Annotated in this window: 11 protein-coding genes and 2 pseudogenes; 9 read left to right on the top strand and 4 right to left on the bottom strand. The window is 66.5% G+C overall.

What is annotated here, in order from left to right; translation table 11 throughout:
- Window positions 1–657 precede the first annotated feature (657 nt).
- The 4 genes and pseudogenes from ACFVTX_RS14215 (at window position 658) to ACFVTX_RS14200 (ending at window position 8,806) form a co-directional block, all read left to right on the top strand.
- Window positions 658–6,762 (top strand): ThuA domain-containing protein, encoded by a 6,105-nt coding sequence (locus ACFVTX_RS14215; protein WP_386901180.1) that lies wholly within the window; start codon window positions 658–660, stop codon window positions 6,760–6,762.
- Window positions 6,763–6,827: 65 nt separating this feature from the next.
- Window positions 6,828–7,406: a hypothetical protein gene (locus tag ACFVTX_RS14210; protein WP_386901178.1), complete on the top strand. Its 579-nt coding sequence runs from the start codon at window positions 6,828–6,830 to the stop codon at window positions 7,404–7,406.
- 146 nt (window positions 7,407–7,552) lie between these two features.
- Window positions 7,553–7,786: pseudogene (locus tag ACFVTX_RS14205) on the top strand (MarR family transcriptional regulator); the annotation flags it as partial.
- 99 nt (window positions 7,787–7,885) lie between these two features.
- A complete protein-coding gene (locus ACFVTX_RS14200) occupies window positions 7,886–8,806 on the top strand; it encodes an ROK family protein (RefSeq protein WP_386901758.1) in 921 nt (306 codons plus the stop codon).
- 27 nt (window positions 8,807–8,833) lie between these two features.
- Here ACFVTX_RS14200 and xylB read toward each other — a convergent pair whose 3' ends face one another.
- From xylB to ACFVTX_RS14180, 4 genes are all read right to left on the bottom strand, one after another.
- Window positions 8,834–10,273, bottom strand: coding sequence for a xylulokinase (gene xylB / locus ACFVTX_RS14195; RefSeq protein WP_386901176.1), 1,440 nt, complete (start codon window positions 10,271–10,273; stop codon window positions 8,834–8,836).
- A 33-nt stretch (window positions 10,274–10,306) separates the two neighbouring features.
- Window positions 10,307–11,497, bottom strand: a complete 1,191-nt coding sequence (gene xylA / locus ACFVTX_RS14190; protein WP_386901175.1) for a xylose isomerase — start codon at window positions 11,495–11,497, stop codon at window positions 10,307–10,309.
- Between the two features lie 50 nt (window positions 11,498–11,547).
- On the bottom strand, window positions 11,548–12,507 hold the full coding sequence (locus tag ACFVTX_RS14185) for an ABC transporter permease (RefSeq protein ID WP_386901756.1): 960 nt from the start codon (window positions 12,505–12,507) through the stop codon (window positions 11,548–11,550).
- Window positions 12,508–12,623: 116 nt separating this feature from the next.
- Entirely contained in the window at window positions 12,624–14,141 is a 1,518-nt protein-coding gene (locus ACFVTX_RS14180) for a sugar ABC transporter ATP-binding protein (RefSeq protein WP_386901173.1), read from the bottom strand.
- A 259-nt stretch (window positions 14,142–14,400) separates the two neighbouring features.
- Here ACFVTX_RS14180 and ACFVTX_RS14175 point away from each other — a divergent pair, with 259 nt between their 5' ends.
- From ACFVTX_RS14175 to ACFVTX_RS14155, 5 genes and pseudogenes are all read left to right on the top strand, one after another.
- A complete protein-coding gene (locus ACFVTX_RS14175; protein WP_386901755.1) occupies window positions 14,401–15,381 on the top strand; it encodes a substrate-binding domain-containing protein in 981 nt (326 codons plus the stop codon).
- Window positions 15,382–15,477: 96 nt separating this feature from the next.
- Entirely contained in the window at window positions 15,478–16,635 is a 1,158-nt protein-coding gene (locus ACFVTX_RS14170) for a Gfo/Idh/MocA family protein (protein WP_386901753.1), read from the top strand.
- A gap of 38 nt (window positions 16,636–16,673) precedes the next feature.
- Complete coding sequence (locus tag ACFVTX_RS14165; RefSeq protein WP_386901171.1) at window positions 16,674–17,675, top strand: sugar phosphate isomerase/epimerase family protein; 1,002 nt, start codon at window positions 16,674–16,676, stop codon at window positions 17,673–17,675.
- Window positions 17,676–17,767: 92 nt separating this feature from the next.
- Window positions 17,768–19,054, top strand: a complete 1,287-nt coding sequence (locus ACFVTX_RS14160) for an ROK family protein (RefSeq protein WP_386901169.1) — start codon at window positions 17,768–17,770, stop codon at window positions 19,052–19,054.
- Between the two features lie 123 nt (window positions 19,055–19,177).
- Window positions 19,178–20,343 (top strand): annotated as a pseudogene (locus tag ACFVTX_RS14155) (transketolase); the annotation flags it as partial.

Genomic DNA, 20,343 nt, shown 5'->3' with positions numbered 1-20,343 from the left:
TCCGGACCCGCGAGGACGGTGCGATGAGATACCTCGTCCCACAGTTCCGCCGCCAACAGAGGAGCACCGACGCTGAAGGCCTTGACGCGATCAGCAAGCGCAGTGCCGAGCGCCACTGTGCCGGTGAGTGCGGCTGCTGTGGTGGCTCGGGACATTTGATACTCCGTCGACGATGACAGGTGGTGGTGAGCGTGTGGCCCGGCGGGTTGCCGACCGACTCGCTGGCCGTGAGCTGAGGCTAATGCGAATATGTTGGCAGGTCAAGCAAAACTCACTCTGGCGCGTTGCGCGGCGGTCGAGGGTTGCGCATGGTCGGGTGGGAGTGCGCACGCGTCGTGCAGGGCGTGTGTGTCGCGTGATATCTCCCGCGCGGCTCGTCCGCGTGGCCGTCTCTGGCTCGGATGCGTCGCGGGCCTTGGGATTTGGGGAAGCGGAGGCCAGTCCGCCATTCTTCGCGCGAGTCCCTCGCGAAGCCGTCGCGCCGAGCGGCACCGTCCGCGGCCTCCAGGGGGGGGGTGGGGGGCTGGGATCGATGAGCGATCATCAGATTTTACTTGACAAACAACAAAACGGCCTCTTAGCATCCACACAGCTGGGTCGACGTCGACCCAGCCAGGTCACGACGAAGTGCCTCCTCCGATGCGAAGGAAGATCTCGGTGAACACAGCAGTCCGCCATCCGTGGCGCCGCCTCGGCGGCATAATGCTCACAGCAGCCCTCGTCACAGGGCTCGCGTTGCCGTTCCTGGCCGATTCCGGCCCCGCCGCGAACGCCGCGGAGGCGGCAGCTCCGGCGGCCGCGGAGACACCGGACTTCAAGGTCATGGTGTTCTCCAAGGCGGCGGGGTTCGCGCACTCGGCGATCCCGACCGCGACCGCAGCCATCCAGGCGCTCGGCGCGGCCAACAACTTCGGCGTCGATACCTCCGCTGATGCGGCGATCTTCGATCCCGAGAACGCGGCGGCTCTCGATGCGTACGACGCCATCATCTTCAACTCGACGACGGGCGACTTCCTGAACGCTGAGCAGCAGCTCACCTTCGAGAGCTACATCCGCAATGGCGGCGGCTATGTCGGCGTGCATGCGGCGTCCGACGCCGAGTACGACTGGCCCTGGTACAACCAGCTCGTCGGTGGGTACTTCGACGGCCACCCGGCGCAGCAGAACGCCAAGCTCAAGATCAATGACCGCGTCAACGAGTCGACCAAGCACCTCACAGGTGACACCTGGACGCGCTTCGACGAGTGGTACAACTACAAGAGCTTCCAGGCGGACAAGGTCCATGTGCTCCTCTCGCTCGACGAGACGAGTTACGTCGGCGGCACCGACGGGGTTGAGCACCCCATCTCGTGGTGCCAGGAATTCGACGGAGGTCGTTCCTGGTACACCGGCCTCGGACACACTGAGGCGTCGTATGCGGAGCCAGGGTTCCTCAGCCACCTGCTTGGCGGCATCAAGATCGCCGCGGCGCAGGTGCCGTCGGGGTGCAGCTCCAGCCAGAGCGGCAGCTATGAGAAGGTGACGCTCGACCAGAACACCGACAACCCGATGGCGCTCACCGTCGTCCAGGCCGGCGATGAGAAGGGCAACGTCTTCTTCATCGAGCGCAACGGTCGGGTGCAGCGACTCGTTGCGGGCACGAACCAGAAGAGCACGACCCTCACGCTCCCGGTCACCCAGGGAAATGAGGACGGCCTGCTCGGCATGGTGCTCGACCCCGACTTCGGTCAGAACGGCTGGGCGTACATGTACTGGGCGCCCGACAACGTGGGCACCGACGGTCCGCACAACCGTATTTCGCGTTACACCTACGACTTCACGACCGACAAGTTCGACCCCGCCTCCGCGAAGACCGTGCTGAAGGTCACTACCCAGCGCAACACGTGCTGCCACGCCGGCGGCGACATGCTCTTCGACAACGATGGAAACCTGTTGCTCGCCACCGGCGACAACACGAACCCGTTCCAGTCCGACGGATACGCCCCGATCGACGAGCGACCCGGTCGTCAGGACTACGACGCGCAGGGTACGTCCGCCAACACCAACGACCTCCGTGGCAAGCTGATCCGCATCAACCCGACGGACGCCGGCGGCTACGACATCCCCGCCGGAAACCTCTTCGATGAGAGCGCCGATGCCTCGAACAAGACCCGTCCCGAGATCTACGCGATGGGCTTCCGCAATCCCTTCCGGATGGGTCTCGATCCCAAGACGAACAACGTTCTCCTCGCCGACTACGGCCCCGACGCAGGAGGCGCGAACGCGTCCCGTGGACCCGGTGGCACCGTCGAGTGGAACATCATCGACGAGGCCGGCAACTACGGCTGGCCGTTCGTCGTCGGCGTGAAGAGCTACAACGACTTCGACTTCGCCTCGCGCGTGTCGGGTGCGCCCTTCTCGCAGACCGCGCCGATCAACAACAGCCCGAACAACACCGGCCTGACGACGCTTCCGGCGGTGAAGACGGCTGAGCTGTGGATGGAGAACGGGCTCGCAGCCGACGGTGCGGGCGGACCCCGTCCGCCGGCACCTGAGATCGGTCGGAGCGGTGCGCCAATGGGCGGCCCCGCGTACGACTTCGACCCCGACCTCGAGTCCGACACCAAATGGCCGAAGTACTGGGATGGCCGCGCCCTCTTCGGCGAGTGGAACCAGGGCAAGATGTACTCGTTCCAGCTGAACCGCGACGAGCCCGGTGCCGACGGAAGCCGCGTCGTGGACATCGACCGGATGATGCCGGGCATCTTCGACACCGGGTTGCCGGCGGAGATCAAGTGGAACCGTTCGATGGACTTCGAGTTCGGCCCCGACGGTGCGCTCTACATCGTCGACTGGGGATCGGACTTCGGCGGATCCGCGGCGGACTCCGGCATCTACCGAATCGACTACACCCAGGGCAACCCCTCGCCGATCGCGCGAGCGTCGGCCGACGTCACGAACACCGCCGAAACCAGCCTGGAGGCGCACTTCAGCTCGGCCGGCACACGCCATCCGCTGGCGAAGCAGATGACGTACCTCTGGAACTTCGGCGATGGTCAGACGAGCACTGAGGAGAACCCGACGCACCTCTTCACCGCCCCCGGGCAGTACGCCGTGAGCCTCACTGTCACCGACACTGACGGCAAGACCGCCGTCGCGACGGTGCCGATCGTCGTCGGCAACGCGAAGCCGGAGGTCTCCATCGTCTTCCCCGAGAACGGTGGAGTGTTCGAGTGGGGCGACACCGTCGAGTACAAGGTCGTCGTGAACGACCCCGACGCGGCTGGCCCGATCGACTGCACGAAGGTTCGCGTCCTTCCGGCACTCGGCCACGATTCGCACAACCACGACTTCGGCGAGCAGTTCGGATGCGAGGGCTCATTCGAGACCGCGCGGGACTCCGGCCACGGTCTGGAGGCGAACCTCTTCTGGGTCGTCAACTTCAGCTACATCGATGACGGTGGTGCTGCAGGAGCACCACTGACCGGATTCGGGCAGAGCGTGCTCAACCCGTCGACCATGCAGGCCGAGTACTTCGACCAGACAGGTCGGATCGGCAGCACGACGGGCGGAGTCCAGACGGAAGTGACCGGCGACAGCGCCGGCGGCGGACGCAACGTCAGCTACATCGACACCGGTGACTGGTGGTCCTACACGCCGTTCAACCTGGTCGGCCTCGACAGTGCCATGCTGCGAGTCGCGAAGGGCCCCGGCGGCCAGAGCACGATCGAGGCCCGCTGGAACGCTCCGGACGGACCGACGCTCGCGACGTTCCGGTGGACGCCGAAGGCGACGGGCTGGCAGGTGTACGAAGACGTGAAGGCGGACTTCGTCGAGAACCTGCCCGCCGGCACCGGCACGCTCTACTTCGTGATGACCGAGGGCGTCGCGAACGTCAACTACATGCACTTCTACGGTGATGGCGTGATCAGCAACACGCCGCCGCAGATCACGCTCGGTGTGGACACTAACAACGGTTCCGCGCCGGTCACGGTCAACGCTTCCGCGTCGGCCGTGGACCCCGACGGCGTGGCCGGCGATGGGCCGATCACGTACAGCTGGGACACCGGCACGGGTGCCGGATTCCAGCCCGGCGGTGGTACGGCGCAGTTCGTCTACGACCGGCCCGGCAAGTACGAGCTGACGGTCAAGGCGACGGATGCGGCAGGTGCCTCGAGCACCAAGAGCGAGCTGATCACCGTGCTCGAACCCATGGGCATCTGCTTCAGCGGGCGTTCCGACGACTTCGTCGGAACCGCGCTGGACGCCGGCCGCTGGAGCGACAGCGTGCGCCTGAACCAGAGTGCAGCGGTTGCGAACGGAGTGCTCACGATCCCCGCAGTCCGATCGGACATCCACGGCGCAGGCGGCGACACGCCGAACCTGGTACTGCAGGATGCGCCTGACGGCGCTTGGACCGCGACGGCCAAGCTCGGCTTCGAGGCACGGATCCAGTATCAGCAGGCCGGACTCATCGTGTACGAGAACGACGACAACTATGTGAAGTTCGTGCAGCAGGGCCGCAGCTCGACCTCCAATGCCGCCGCACGTGTCTTCCAGTTCCTGAAGGAGGACAACGCGGCACCGCAGGAGATCAACACGCCCGCACTCGGAACGCAGTTCCCGGACGACTTCTTCGTTCGGATCACGAGTGACGGGACCACGCTGACGAGCTCGTACTCCACCGACGGCATCAACTTCACCGCCGTCAACGGGACGTTCACGCTCGCTGGAATCGACAACCCCAAGATCGGCCTGTTCGTGGCCGGGAGCACATCGACGCAGACCGTGGGGGTCACCCCGCCGAACGCCGAGTACGACTGGTTCACGATCACCCCGGATGACACGGCTACTGTCGACACCCCGAACGACGAGTTCGACGGAGCGACGTTGAGCACCTGTCGCTGGTCCGTGGTCAATGAGAACAAGGTGGGGTACCGCGTCGGCGGCGGCAACCTGGAGATCGACACGACGAGTGCCGACATCTACGGGAACGGCACGCCGATCGACAACATCGTGCTGCAGCCGCAGCCCGAGGGCGATTGGACCGTGGAGACGAAGGTCGATGCGACCGACCTGGACCGCCGGTACCAGCAGGGCGGAATCATCCTGTACGGCGATGACCAGAACTACGTGAAGCTCGACATCCTGGCGAAGAACGCGGCCGGGTCCACGATCGATCGCGGCCTCGAACTCCGCAGCGAGGTCGGCGGTGCCATCCAGAACCCGCAACCCAGTGCTGCGGCGCCGGCGAGCGGAATCGTGTGGCTGCGTCTCGCGAAGAGCGGCACCACGTTCACGGGGTCGTACTCGAGCGACGGCCAGGCATGGACGACGTTCCAGGCGGTTCAGAACGCCGGGCTCGGGAACGCGAAGGTCGGCTTGTATGCGCTCGGCAACCCGGCGCAGGGGCAGATCTCCAACACGGCCAAGTTCGACTACTTCCGAGTGGTCAAGGCGACCGAGTTGTCCGTCGCTGCAGTCGTCGACCCCGCCGCGCCGAACGGTGCGAACGGGTGGTACACGGGGCCGGTCGCGGTCACCGTGAACGTCGAGGGCGGCGGAGCGAGCAGCATCTACCGTGAGGTGAATGTCGACGGCGCGGGCTGGGTCGAGTACACGTCTCCGGTCTCCGTGTCGACCGATGGCGAGCACACGGTCGAGTACCGTGCCTCGGCACCCGGTGCCGAGACGGTTTCCGATTCGGTGTCGTTCAAGATCGATGGATCCGTGCCCACGGTCTCGGCAGTGCTCGCGCAGGATGCGTCGCCGCGAACGGTGACCCTCTCGGCCGACGAGGCCACGAGTGGTGTCGCGTCTCAGGAGTACCGACTCGGTGACGGCGCATGGCAGGCGTACAGCTCGCCGTTCGAGCTCGATGACTCGGCGCAGTTGGTCTCGTACCGCGCGACCGACGTCGCCGGGAACATCTCGGAGGTCGGCATCCTCGACGTGCCGAAGGTCGAGCCCGAGGTCCCGACCATCACCCTCGATGTCACGCTCGCGCCCGACGCACCGAACGGTGAAGCGGGCTGGTACACCCGGTCGGTCACGATCTCGGGTTCCGCAGCCACGACGGGTGAGGCTCCGGCATCGGTCGAATACTCGACCGATGGGGTCGACTTCGCCCCGCTGGCCGAGCCGCTCGTGATCGCCGACGAGGGCGAGACGACCGTCTGGCTTCGGGCGACCGACGGGGAGTTCTTCTCCGCCACTGAGCAGCGCACCGTGAAGATCGACACCGTCGATCCCACCGTCGCGGCATCGGACGAGGCTCGCCTGATCACCTTGTCGGGTGAGGATGCCACGAGCGGTCTCAACCGCATCGAGTACCGCATCGACGACGCCGAGGCCTGGCTGGCCTACACCGGCCCGTTCACGGTGCCCGGCACCGCAGCGGCGACGGTGGAGTCCCGTCCGGTCGACAACGCCGGAAACGTCGGAGACTCGGAGACGGTGTCCCTCGAGGACATCACCCCGGAGCCGGTCATCGAGACCGTCACCACCGGAGCGCCTGCCAAGACCGTCGTCAAGCTCGGCTCGACCGTGAAGTACACGGGCCGCGTCGTTGCAGCAGACAAGTCGAAGGTCGTCGGGACGGTGGAGATCCGAGACGGCTCGACCGTCATCGCGACGATCGAGCTGGAGGCCGGCGACAAGGGGAAGTACTCGGTGCGCCTGCCGGACCTGAGCCGAGGCGTGCACCACCTCTCGGCGACGTTCCTCGGAAACGCCACCTACGGTGGTTCGACGAACGGCTCGACGATCCTGCTCGTCAAGTGAATCGGCTGCATCAACGGAGGATGACCATGAACCCCGGAATCAGGAAGACAGCAGAGGTTCGAGGTATGCAACGGCGCCACGGAGCATCCCGCGCCAACGGATCGGTCGCCCTCCTGCGGGCCCTCGGGGTGGCAGCGCTTGTTGCGCTCGCCTCCCTGGGGGGCCCCCAGGCCGCCGTCGCGCACGGCGGGAAGATCGTCCTCGACGTCGATCAGGACGGCACCGGTGGTGTCACCGTGAGCGCCGTGTACGAGGAGGATGGTCACCCGGTGTCGGAGATCATCGACCCGGTGCTCACTGCGAAGTCCGAAGGCGGCGGTGTCGTCGGGCCGACCCCGTTGGTCTCGGCCCCTGAAGGAGAGGGGTTCTGGGTCTCGAGTGAGCCGCTGTTCACCGAGGGAAGCTGGGACGTGACCGTCACGATCACCTCTCCCAGGGCCGCCGAGGTCAAGAAATCCATCGAGTTCGTGATCGTCGATCAGACTCCGGTCGCCGGCAGCGATGCCGCCGAATCGGGGGAGCAGTCGACGGACTGGGTCAGTGCCGCCGGGGTCATCGGCATCGGTGCGCTCGTCCTGCTCGCGATCGCGATCCTGGTCGCCGTCATCGTGCGAAATCGCAGGCGGAAGGAGGTCTCGCGCTAGCCGCACCTGTCACTGCCCGGGGAGCCGATCGAGTTCGTTCGATCGGCTCCCCGTCGGTTTAGCCAAACCCAACGGCGAATCGGTTTATGGTGGAAGAGCGAACAAAATCACGCGGGGCATCCGCTCCCGGAATGAGGTGACATTCTTTGTCCAAGGCCAAGCGGCAGCCACCCGACGTCAGCTCCGCGGAACCGACGAGAATCGGCAACCTCGATTCACTCCGCCGCAACAACCTTTCCACGGTCCTCGGCCTCGTCCACGCGAACAGGGCGCTCACGCGGGCGGAGATCACGAGGGCGACGGGGCTGAACAGATCGACGATCGCGACCATCGTCGTCGAACTCGAGGAGCTCGGTCTGGTCGCGACCGGGCAGTCCGAGGAGCCGAAGCGAGTCGGACGTCCGAGTTCAGTCGTCACCCCGTCGGAGCGCGTGGTAGCGATCGCCGTCAATCCTGAGCTCGATGCGACGACGATCGGTGTGGTCGCCCTCGGCGGACGCGTTCTCCGAACCGTTCGCTTCGCAACCGAACGCATCCCCTCGGCGCGCGAGGTCGTGAACGCGACGGCAGCGGTGATCGCCGGGATGCGTCCGGAACTCGAGACTTCTCATGTCATCGCCGGCGTCGGAATGGCGGTGCCGGGGCTGGTGCGCGCTCAGGACGGACTCGTGAAGCTCGCGCCCCACCTCGGGTGGATCGACGAGCCCCTGGTCGAGATGACCGCAGAGGCGACCGGCCTGCCCGCCTACGCCGCAAACGACGCCAATTGCGGCGTCGTCGCCGATTCCCTCTTCGGGGGCGGCGATGCGCTGGAGGACATCGTGTACCTGAACGGAGGGGCGAGCGGCATCGGCGGGGGTGTCATCTCTGGCGGGCGGGTCCTCACGGGCGCGAGCGGGTTCGGCGGCGAGCTCGGGCACACATTGGTGAATTCCGCCGGTATCCTGTGCCACTGCGGGGCCATAGGGTGCCTCGAGACGGAGGTGACCCGCGCCGCCCTCCTCGAATCGGTTGGCGCAAGCGATTCCGAGTCGGAGTCCCTCGAGGCACTGCTGGTCGAGCAGTACGCGACGAGCGGTGCGGTTCGCGCCGTCGTCGACGCGCAGCTCGCGTACCTCTCGATCGCGCTTCGGAACATCGTCAACACGTTCAACCCGGCCCGCATCATCCTCGGGGGCTTCCTCGCGACTCTGCACGTGGTTGGCGGTGCTTCGCTCGACACCGCGATCCGTTCGTCCGCGTTGCGCGGACCTGCCACCGAGGTCGCCCTCGTTTCTTCAGCGCTGGGCCGCGACAATCTGCTGATCGGCGCCGCCGAGCTCGCATTCACCGGAGTGTTGCGTGACCCTGCCGGGTTCGGCAGCCCGAGTGAGGGCGGACGGAACGCGGCATCCGCGTAGTCCCCACCCCCACCCGAGCAGTCGGATTCATCGGCGGGTCGCCGCCGCGAAGCGCTCCGCGTACAGCCGGTAAGTCTCACGCACCCGGGTGGAGTGCTGAGCTCGAATCGTCGCAGCACCGGGGGGCGCCCAGTCGGGGCGGTTCCCGGTCAGCGTCCACGCCGCTTGGGCGGCAGCCCCGAGCGCGACGTACTCCGCGGGGTCGGGCACCACGATCGGAAGCCCGAACACCTCGGCTGCGACCTGCCTCGTCGCCGCGAGGCGCGCTCCGCCGCCGATCAGCAGCACGCGATCCGCTGCTGCGCCGGCCGCGGTGATTGCATCGAGTCCGCTTGCGAGGCCGGCGAGCATCCCCTCGATGGCCGATCGGGCGAAGTTCTCACGATTCGCGTTCCCCAGGCTCAGGCCCGACCACTGCGCGCGTGCGTGCGGAAGGTCGGGTGTGCGCTCGCCTGAGAAGTAGGGGAGGAGCACGACGCCATCGGAGCCTGAAGGTGCCTGCAACGCCAGCCGGCCGAACGCCTCGTGGTCGAGTCCGAGGAGCGCCGCGACGGTGTCGACGACTTGTGCGGCGTTCAACGTCGCCACAAGCGGAAGGAATCCGCCGGCGGCATCGGCGAAACCAGCGACCGTGCCCGTCGGATCGAGGACGGGCTGCTCAGCGACGGCGAACACGGTTCCACTGGTGCCGATGGAGACGATCGCATCACCGGCCCGCCCGCCGAGACCGAGGGCTGCCGCGGCATTGTCGCCGGCGCCCGGCCCGAGGACGAGGCCTGCCTGCGTCGCGGCCGTCGCGGCCGATTCGCCCGGTGACTCGGACGGACCGAGGACCCTGGGCAGGACCGCGTCCCGGCCGAGGGCGCGGACGAGGAGCTCCCGATCGTAGGACTCGGACGTCGGTGACCAGTACGCGGTCCCGCTGGCGTCGGATCGGTCCGTCGTCAGGGCGTGCAGGTCGGCGCCGAGTGCGTCATCGGTGCTTGGGCCGTAGCCGCGCAGACGCCATGTGAGCCAGTCATGGGGGAGGGCGACCGCCGCGACGCGACGTGCGTGCTCCGGTTCGTTGTCGCGCAGCCACCTGAGCTTGGTCGACGTGAACGACGCGACGGGAACGAGGCCCGTCCTCCGGGCGTGCTCCGAGGCGCCGATCTCGCGTCGAAGATCGTCGGCGGCCCCTCCGCTGCGCGTGTCGTTCCAGAGCAGGGCATCGCGGATCACTTCGCCGTGCTCGTCGAGGGCGACCATTCCGTGCTGCTGGCCGGCGACTGAGAGCGCAGCAGCGTCGTCGAGGCCTCCGGCGTCAGCGATAGCAGTCGAGAGCGCGCTCCACCATTCGGCCGGATTCACTTCGGATCCTGCCGGATGCGCGGCTCGTCCGCTCCGGACGACCGCACCGGTCGACGCATCGACGATGACGACCTTGCAGCTCTGCGTCGAGGAGTCGACGCCCGCGACGAGCGTCACGCGAGGACCCCCGCGCGACGCTCGTCGGCCGAATCAGCGAGCGCCAAGGAGGTGCTCCATGGCGAGTTGCTGGAGTCGGACGAATCCGAAGCCCTTCCCGTCGAAGTACGAGCCCGCATCGAAATCCTCGTATGAGCTCCGGTCTGAGAGGAGGTCCGAGTAGGACTCCCCACCCGCGAGAGTGGGCTGCGAGAGTTCGGCGACTCGCGCCGCGGTGAGGGCCTCCTTGACCTCGGGGTCAGCGCGGAACGCGGCCGCGCGTTCCTTCAGGAGCAGGTACATCCGCATGTTCGCCGAGACCGACTCCCAGACTCCCTCGGGGTCCTCTGTCCGCGAGGGCTTGTAGTCGAAGTGCCGCGGACCGTGGTAGGCCGGCCCGCCGTCGGCTCCGCCGAACTCGAGGAGGTCGACGAGCGAGAAGGCGTTCTGGATGTCGCCGTGCCCGAACACCAGATCCTGGTCGAACTTGATGCCGCGCTGACCGTTGAGGTCGATGTGGAAGAGTTTGCCGGCATCGAGCGCCTGAGCGATGGCGTGGGTGTAGTTCAGTCCAGCCATCTGTTCGTGACCCGTCTCGGGGTTGAGCCCCACCAACTCGGGGTGTTCCAGGGTCTCGATGAACGCCAGGGCATGTCCGACCGTCGGGAGCAGGATGTCTCCGCGAGGCTCGTTCGGCTTCGGCTCGATCGCGAACCGCAGTCCATAGCCCTTGTCGAGCACGTACTCCGAGAGCAGGTCGACCGCCTCGCGATAGCGTGCCAGCGCGGCGCGGATGTCTTTGGCGGCGTCGTACTCGCTGCCTTCGCGGCCGCCCCACATGACGAACGTCTCAGCCCCGAGTTCTGCGGCGAGATCGATGTTGCGGAGGACCTTGCGCAATGCGAATCGCCGCACCGCACGGTCGTTGGAGGTGAAGCCGCCGTCCTTGAACACCGGGTGACCGAACAGATTCGTCGTCACCATCGGGATCACGATTCCGGTGTCGGACATCGCCTGCTTCAGTCGGTCGATCTCCCGCTGACGGGATGCGTCGTCGCTTTCGAAGGCGAAGAGGTCGTCATCGTGGAAGGTCATGCCGTAGGCACCGAGTTCCGCGAGCTTGTGGACGGCTTCGACGGTGTCGACGGGGGCCCGTGAGGCCCCGCCGAACTGGTCTTGGGCCTGCCAGCCGAAGGTCCAGAGGCCGAAGGAGAAGCGGTCGTCGCGAGTGGGCTGCAGAGTCATCAATCGTCTTTCTCTAGTGGGTATTCACGTGGATCGCCGGTGGGCGAGCACTACGTCGTTCGGCTGTCACGTCGTCCGAAGCGCTGCTGGAGCAGCACGGCGACGACGATGATCACGCCCTTGGCAACGGCTTGGACCGAGGAGGAGAGGTTGTTCTGGATGAACACGTTCGTGAGGGTCGCGAAGATGAGCACGCCGAATACCGTGCCGACGATCGTGCCGCGCCCACCCACCAGGAGGGTGCCGCCGACGACGACGGCGGCGATCGCGTCGAGCTCGTACAGCGACCCGTGGGTCGATGTCCCCGCCGTCGTGCGCCCGAGGATCATGATCGCCGCGATGCCCGCGGTCAGGCCGGCGATCGCGTAGAGGAGCACGGTATGACGTTTGACGTTGATGCCGGCAAGGCGCGCGGCCTCACGGTTGCCGCCGATCGCGACCGTTCGCCGGCCGAATGTCGTGCGGTTGAGGAGGATCCAGGCAGCGACGGACACCAACGCGAACATCCAGATCAGGATGTCGACGCCGAGGAAGTCCGCGTTGAAGAACTCCACGAAGTCGCGGGCGTCGACGGTCAGGGTTCGACGTTCGGCGAGGATCTCGGCCAGACCACGGGCGGCGACGAGCATCGCGAGGGTGGCCATGAACGCGACGACGTTGCCGTACGCGATCACGACGCCGTTGACGACGCCCGCAGCCAAGCCGACGGCGAGCGCGATGAGCACCATCGTGACCCAATGCGTCTGCTCGCTGAAGTTCTGCACCACGTCCAACGTGGCCACCACGGAAGCGAGGCCCATCACCGCGCCGACGGACAGATCGATGCCACCGGAGATGATGACGAACGTCATGCCGACGCTGATCACGCCGATGATGGACGCCTGGCGGAGGATGACCATCAGGTTGCTGACGCTCGTGAACGTATCTCCTGCCGTCAGCGCGCCGACGATGTAGATCAAGGCGAGGGCGACGACGAGTCCGACGATTCGTCCGGCGGGTCCGCTGAGCATCCTTCGCCAGACCGGGGCCTCCGTGTGCGACGGGACGCTGCTGGCCACGGTATCGGGCGAGGGCGAGGGGTCCGCGCCCGCGGCGACGACTTCGCTGCCGTCGATCTTCTTGTCGCTCACGCTGCTGTTCCTTTCATGACGAGATCGAGCACGCCGTGCTCATCGATCTCCGTTGCGGGTACTGTGCTGAGTACGCGTCCGTCGGCGATGACGAGAACGGTGTCGGACAGGCCGAGCACCTCCTCGATCTCGCTGGACACGATGACGACGGCGTTGCCCGCCGCTGCGAGGCGCCGGATCAGTCCGTAGATCTCGGTGCGAGCGCCGACGTCGACCCCCCGTGTGGGCTCATCGAGCAGAAGCACGCGCGTGCCGTGCACCAGCCACCGAGCGAGGAGGATCTTCTGCTGGTTGCCACCGGACAGGGTGATGGCGGGGCGATCAGGGTCGGAGGGTCGCAGTTCGAGTGCGTCGATCTGAGCGGCCGTGGCCTTCCGCGCCGACCGGTCGTCGAGGAATCCCGCCTTGGCGAAGCGCTTCATCGAAGACAGGGTCACGTTCACGAAGATCGGCTCCTCCGGCACCAGTCCCTGGCTCTTGCGTTCCTCGGGTGACAACCCGATGCCGGCTTCCACCGCGGACACCACGGACCCTCGACGGATCGGTCTGCCGGCGACTCGCACGCTCCCCCCAGCGGGCTTCCGCGCACCGTAGACCGCCTCGAGGATCTCGGTGCGACCGGATCCGACCAATCCGGCGAGGCCGACGATCTCGCCGGCTCGTACGCTGAAGCTGACATCGGAGAATACGCCCGGCAAGCTCAGTTCCTCGACCTCGAGCATCACCGGGGCGTCGTCGCGGACCGGGGTCGCAGGCGGGAACACGTTTGCGACCTCTCGGCCGGTCATCAGCCGGATGAACTCGCTGGTCGGCGTCTCGGCCACCGGCAGTCCGTTCGCGGTCGAACGACCGTCCTTGATCACGGTGATCCGGTCGCCGATCTGGCGGATCTCCTCAAGGCGATGGGTGATGTAGACCACCGCGATGCCGGCAGCAGTGAGCTCGCGGACGACGTGGAAGAGGTTCTTGACCTCCTCGTTGTCGAGCACGGCCGATGGCTCGTCCATGATGATGAGCTTGATGTCGTGCGAGAGTGCCCGCGCCATGCTCACGATCTGCTTGTTCGCGGCGCTCAACAGGCCGACTTCCGTGTTCGGCGAGATCGATCCATGGCCGAGACGGCGCATAAGCTCCTTCGCCTGCTTGTGCGCTTGAGATCGACGGGTGAAGCCGCCCCGCGCCAGTTCATGGCCGAGGAAGATGTTCTCCGCAACGGTGAGGCCGTCGACGACGTCCAGCTCTTGATACATGGTGGCGATTCCGATGCCGAGGGCTGCCTCGGGATCGGGAAGGTCGATGGGCTCGCCCCGCCAGACGATCTCACCGTCGTCGGGCTTGTGCACGCCGGCGAGCACCTTGATGAGCGTTGATTTTCCGGCACCGTTCTGGCCGAGGATGCAATGCACCTCGCCTGCCCGGATGTCGAGATCGACACCCTTGAGCGCCCGAACGCCCGCGAACGCCTTGGTAACTCCTCGGACGCTGAGGAGATCCTCATGGTCGACTTTGATCATTGACGCAACATATCAGAACCGATTGATCGATGCCTACTGTTTCCGTTGAATTGACTGGGTTCTGGTGAACCTATTGAGTCAAACTCAGGGTAGACAGGCTCTAAGTTTCGCTGTTATGTTGTCTGGCAAGCCAATTTGTCGAATCTCAGACCGTGGCTCATTGCACCTAATCCTCAAAGGAGAGAATCACATGGCAATCAAGCGCATCCCCGGCGGTCGCATCGCGCTCGGCTTGGGCGTCTCGTTCGTGGCCCTGTCCATGCTCGCCGGTTGCACCGGCGGTGGAGCCGACGAACCGAGCGTCGTCGATCAGGGCACCACTACCGAAGAGAACTCGGCGAGCGGCGACACCGTGGTCATCGGCTGGTCCGGCCCCGCGGCAGACCACGGCTGGCTCGGCGCCATCAACTCCGGTGCGCTCGCCGCTGCCGAGAGCTTCCCCGACGTCGACCTGCGCGTCGCTGAAGGCACCAATGACGTGAACGCGCAGATCGCCGCCGTCGAGACCTTCATCAACGACAGGGTCGACGCGATCGTCCTGCTGCCCAGCGATGGTGCGGCGCTGACCGAGGTCTCGATCAAGGCGATGGAAGCCGGCATCCCCGTCATCAACGTCGACCGCGAGTTCTCCAGCCCGTTCGCCGCCCGCACGACCATCCTGGGTGACAACTACGGCATGGGCGTCAGCGCCGGAACCTACATCTGCGAGCAGTTGGGCGACACCCCCGACGCCGTCGTCGCCGAGATCGCGGGCATCGACTCGCTGCCGCTGACACAGGACCGCTCGGAAGGATTCGCCGACGCCCTCGACGACTGCGGCCTCGAGGTGTCGGCACGCGTCGCCGCCGACTTCACCGTGCAGGGCGGCGAGGCCGTGACGTCGCAGTTGCTCGCGGCCAACCCGAAGATCGACGCGATCTGGAACCACGACGACGACCAGGGCATCGGCGTGCTCGCTGCGATCGATGCGGCCGGCCGCGACGAGTTCTTCATGGTCGGCGGTGCCGGCTCCAAGAACGCGATGGAAGCGATTCAGGCCGACGACTCGGTGCTCAAGGCGACCATCATCTACCCGTCGACGCAGGCCGCAGACGGTATCGCCTTCGCCCGACTCATCGCGCAGGGCAAGACCGTTTCCGACCTCATCACGCCGAGCGTTCCGAACCGCGTCGTGCTCGACGCCCCGGTGGTCACGAAGGACAACGTCGAGGACTACATCGACCTCTCATTCGAGTCCTAGACAGCATTCCGGTCGGGGGTGTTCGCCGAACGACGGGCGCCCCCGACTCTTCCCGCTCCGAGGAGGGCATCAATGACATCAGAGCTCCGCGTAGCCATGATCGGTTACGGCTTCATGGGGGCAGCGCATTCGCAGGGATGGCGAGTTGCGCCCCGCTTCTTCGACCTCCCGTCGAGTCCGACCATGCAGGTGCTCGTCGGCCGGGACGCCGAGGGTGTCGCCAGCGCCGCGGCGAAATGGGGGTGGGCCGAGTCCTCGACCGACTGGCGTGAGGTCGTCGCCCGGGACGATATCGACATCATCGACATCGTGACGCCCGGCGAGTCTCACGCAGCGATCGCGATCGCCGCACTCGAGGCTGGCAAGCACGTCCTCTGCGAGAAGCCACTGGCGAACACCGTGGCCGAAGCCGAGGCCATGGCGTTCGCGGCCAGACGCGCCACCAGCGCAGGCATGCAGTCGATGGTCGGATTCACCTATCGACGCGTGCCGGCGACGGCGCTCGCCCGGCATCTGGTGGCGAGCGGTCGGATCGGCACGGTACGCCAGGTCCGCGGCTCGTACCTTCAGGACTGGCTGATCGATGCGGAAGCACCCCTCACCTGGCGGCTACAGAAGGAGCGAGCGGGCTCCGGTTCGCTTGGAGACATCGGCGCCCACGCGATCGATCTCGCCGAGTACATCACAGGGCTTCAGCTGACCGCGGTGTCGGGTGTGCTCGAAACGGTCGTGAACGAGCGGCCGCTCCTCGGCACGGGCGTAGGACTCAGCGGGACGGCATCCATCGATCGGGGTCAGGTGACCGTCGACGATGTCGCGCTCTTCACCGGGCGGTTCGAAGACCCGAAAGGAGGAGCCGGGGCACTCGCGTCCTTCGAAGCGACCCGGTTCGCCACGGGACGGAAGAACTCGTTGCGGATCGAGGTCTTCGGTTCGCTCGGAGCCGTTGCATTCGACCTCGAACGGATGAATGAGCTCGAGTTCTACGACGCGACCCTGCCGCCGCTCGAGCAGGGTTTCAGGACGATCCTGGTCACCGAGCACGACCATCCGTACCTCGCTCCATGGTGGCCGCCGGGCCACATGCTCGGCTACGAGCACGGGTTCTCCAACCAGGTGCATGATTTCGTGAACGCCATCGCGACGGGCGAACCCCCGCGACCCTCCTTCGACGACGGACTGCACCTGCAACAGGTTCTGCGAGCGGTCGAACGGAGCTCCGAATCCGACTCCGCCTGGCAGCCCGTGAGCTGACCGAGTCCTCGAAACACACCCCGAAAGAAGGCAATGCAATGACGCGTCCGATCACCTTGTTCACCGGCCAATGGGCCGACCTGCCGCTCGAGGAGGTCGCGCGCCTCGCCTCGGGCTGGGGCTACGACGGCCTCGAGATCGCCTGCTGGGGCGATCACCTCGACCCCTGGCGCTGGGACGACGACGACTACGTTCAAGGCAAGCTGGCCCTTCTGGCCGAGTACGACCTGCGCGTGTACGCCATCTCGAATCACCTCAAGGGTCAGGCCGTGTGCGACGACCCGATCGATCAGCGGCATCGCGACATCCTCTCGGACCGGGTGTGGGGGGACGGCGACCCCGAGGGTGTGCGCAGGCGCGCCGCCGAGGAGATGCAGCACACCGCCCGGTTGGCCGCCAAGCTCGGTGTCAAGACGGTCATCGGATTCACCGGATCGTCGATCTGGAAGTACGTGGCGATGTTCCCGCCCGCCTCCCAGGAACTCATCGATGCGGGCTACCAGGACTTCGCCGACCGGTGGAACCCCATCCTCGACGTCTTCGACGAGGTCGGCGTGCGGTTCGCGCATGAAGTGCACCCGTCCGAGATCGCCTACGACTACTGGACGACGGTCCGCACTCTTGAAGCGATCGGTCATCGGGAGGCGTTCGGCCTGAACTGGGACCCGAGCCACTTCATCTGGCAGCAACTCGATCCCGTGGACTTCATCCTCGACTTCCAGGATCGGATCTATCACGTCGATTGCAAGGACGTGAAGCTCAACCTCGGGAACGGAAGAAACGGCCGCTTGGGGTCCCACCTGCCCTGGTCGGATCTGCGTCGGGGTTGGGACTTCGTGTCGACCGGTCGAGGCGACGTCCCGTGGGAGGGCGCGTTCCGGGCACTGAACCAGATCGGCTACGACGGCCCGATCTCGGTCGAGTGGGAGGACGCCGGCATGGACCGTCTCATCGGAGCGCCCGAAGCGCTGGAGTTCGTCCGCCGCAACGCGTTCTCCGCGCCGACCGCGGCGTTCGACGCGGCGTTCTCGAATCGCTGACGTGTGCCAGGGCGGCTCGCGGTGGGCGCTGCGGGCCGCCCCGGTTCTCCAGAGAACGGCGAAACACGCATTCGAGCATCGAGGGGGCGGCCGTGCGAGTACTGACAGGTGATTCCGTCGGTTCGACGCTCGATGACGTCCGTCGGCGCAATCTCGCGCAGGTGCTGATGCTGGCGCATCATCGGGGACCGGTATCCCGATCCGACATCACGAAGGCGACCGGCTTGAATCGGTCGACGGTCGGCGCGCTCGTGTCGGATCTTCACGATCGAGGCCTCGTGAACGAGACCGACGCGGTGCAGACCAAGCGCATCGGCCGCCCGAGTCCCATGGTGAATGCTTCATCCACGGTCTCGGCGATCGCGGTCAATCCGGAGATCGATGCCACCGAGGTCGCCGTCGTCACGCTCGGCGGACGGGTCGTGCGCCGGGTGCGTCACAAGCACGAGAGGATCCCGACACCCGGAGAGTTCATCAACACCGTCACGGCGATCATCGACGGCATGCGTCCGGAACTGGAAGCGGGCTTCCGCACCCTCGGTATCGGCGTGGCGGTGCCGGGTCTCGTGCGAGTCGATGACTCGGTGGTGGTGCTCGCGCCTCATCTGGGATGGCGGGACGCTCGGATAGCGCTCGCGCTCTCCGAGGCGACCGGATTCCCCGTCTTCGCGGCGAACGATGCGAACGTCGGTGTCGGAGCCGAGGCTGCGTTCGGCGCAGGCCGTGACATCGACGCCATCGTCTATCTCAATGGCGGTGCGAGCGGTATCGGTGGAGCGATCGCCGTGGGCGGTACTCTCCTGGGCGGCCACACGGGGCATTCCGGAGAGTTCGGGCACACGCTCGTGGAATCGAACGGTTCGCGGTGTCATTGCGGTGCCGTCGGCTGCCTCGAGACCGAGGTCCGACGGGACCGGCTTCTCGAGTGCGTGGGGCTCGACTCATCCCGAGTTGGGGATCTTCCATGCGCATTGGCACGTGCCTGGACGAATCCCGGGAGCCGCGGTCATCGGGAGCTCCGACGGCAACTCGACTACCTCGGCGTCGCTCTGCGGAGCATCGTGAACGGCTTGAATCCGCATTGCGTCGTGCTGGGAGGATTCCTCGGCACACTCTGGAAGGTCGTGGGCGAAGAGGAGATCAAGCGGTCGATCGGGGACACGCTTCCAGGAGGGGTCGACGATCTGACCTTGCGCCATACCGCGCTCGGAGACGAGATTCTCTTGGTAGGTGCGGCGGAGCTCGTGTTCCGACCGATCATCGAGGATCCCACACTGATCCCGCTTCAGCGCAGCGACGCCCATCTGGAGCCCGGCACGGCAGCGGGCGACGCTGAGATCGTCGAGTCCGACGAGGTGCGAACCCGCGCTGGGATGTGAGCCCGGCACCTAGCCCCATCACCAGTCCTTGTCTCGCGAATTCGGCTTCACGACGGAAGCCGTCGTCGCCCTGCGAAGAACCGCGCGCGTCGATCGACGCGCGTCTGAAGAGGAGAAACCCACATGACCGATTCACGTACCGCGGCACTCCCTGAGGGCGGCATCGCCATCCGGCTCGGCGCTCTGCACTGGGATCCCATCGACGATCGCGCGGTGGACACCGCACGGGTGCTCGCGGCTGACGCCGTCGAGAAGGTCGGCAACGGCCACCCCGGAACGGCGATGAGCCTCGCCCCGGCCGCCTATCTCCTCTTCCAGAAGGTGATGCGCCGCGACCCCGCCGATCACGCCTGGCTCGGCCGCGACCGCTTCATCCTCTCGGCGGGCCACTCGTCGCTCACCCAGTACGTGCAGCTCTACCTGGCCGGCGACGGCCTCGAGCTCGCCGACCTCGAGTCGCTGCGCACGTGGGGTTCGAAGACCCCGGGCCACCCCGAGTACGGCCACACCGACGGTGTGGAGATCACGACCGGACCGCTCGGCCAGGGCCTCGCCTCGGCCGTCGGCTTCGCCTACGCGGCCCGCTACGAGCGCGGCCTGTTCGACCCCGAGACGCCGGCGGGCGAGAGCCCGTTCGACCACTTCGTCTACGTCATCGCGGGCGACGGCGACCTGCAGGAGGGCATCACCAGCGAGGCATCCTCGCTCGCAGGCCACCAGCAGCTCGGCAACCTCGTCGTGATCTACGACTCGAACCAGATCTCGATCGAGGACGACACCAACATCGCCTTCACCGAAGACGTGGCGAAGCGGTACGAGTCGTACGGCTGGCAGGTGCAGACCGTCGACTGGAAGAAGACCGGCGAGTACGTCGAGGACGTCGCCGAGCTCCACCGCGCGATCGAGGCGGCGAAGGGCGAGCAGTCGAAGCCGTCCATCATCATCCTGAAGACGATCATCGGCTGGCCGAGCCCCGGCAAGCAGAACTCGGGCAAGATCCACGGCTCCGCGCTGGGTGCGGCCGAGCTCGCCGCGACGAAGGAGGTGCTCGGCTTCGACCCCGAGGAGAGCTTCGTCGTCGCCGACGAGGTCATCTCGCACACCCGTGAGGCGATCGCCCGCGGTGCCGCCGAGCACGCCGAGTGGCAGGTCTCGTTCGACGCGTGGGCCGCGGCGAACCCCGAGAAGAAGGCGCTCCTCGACCGGCTCGAGGCCGGCGAGCTGCCTGCAGACGTCGAGCAGGCGCTGCCCGTCTTCGAGGGCGGCACCGAGCTGTCGACCCGCGCCGC

The sequence above is a fragment of the Agromyces sp. NPDC058136 genome, assembly GCF_042884375.1.
Lineage (GTDB): Bacteria > Actinomycetota > Actinomycetes > Actinomycetales > Microbacteriaceae > Agromyces.
This window is presented reverse-complemented; position numbering and strand designations above follow the sequence as displayed.

Coding starts and splice junctions, on each gene's coding strand:
- ACFVTX_RS14170 (WP_386901753.1), top strand. CDS start 15,478: ATGATCGGTTACGGCTTCATGGGGGCAGCGCATTCGCAGGGATGGCGA.
- ACFVTX_RS14165 (WP_386901171.1), top strand. CDS start 16,674: ATGACGCGTCCGATCACCTTGTTCACCGGCCAATGGGCCGACCTGCCG.
- xylA (WP_386901175.1), bottom strand. CDS start 11,497: ATGACTCTGCAGCCCACTCGCGACGACCGCTTCTCCTTCGGCCTCTGG.
- ACFVTX_RS14180 (WP_386901173.1), bottom strand. CDS start 14,141: ATGATCAAAGTCGACCATGAGGATCTCCTCAGCGTCCGAGGAGTTACC.
- ACFVTX_RS14210 (WP_386901178.1), top strand. CDS start 6,828: ATGCAACGGCGCCACGGAGCATCCCGCGCCAACGGATCGGTCGCCCTC.
- ACFVTX_RS14185 (WP_386901756.1), bottom strand. CDS start 12,507: ATGCTCAGCGGACCCGCCGGACGAATCGTCGGACTCGTCGTCGCCCTC.
- ACFVTX_RS14175 (WP_386901755.1), top strand. CDS start 14,401: ATGCTCGCCGGTTGCACCGGCGGTGGAGCCGACGAACCGAGCGTCGTC.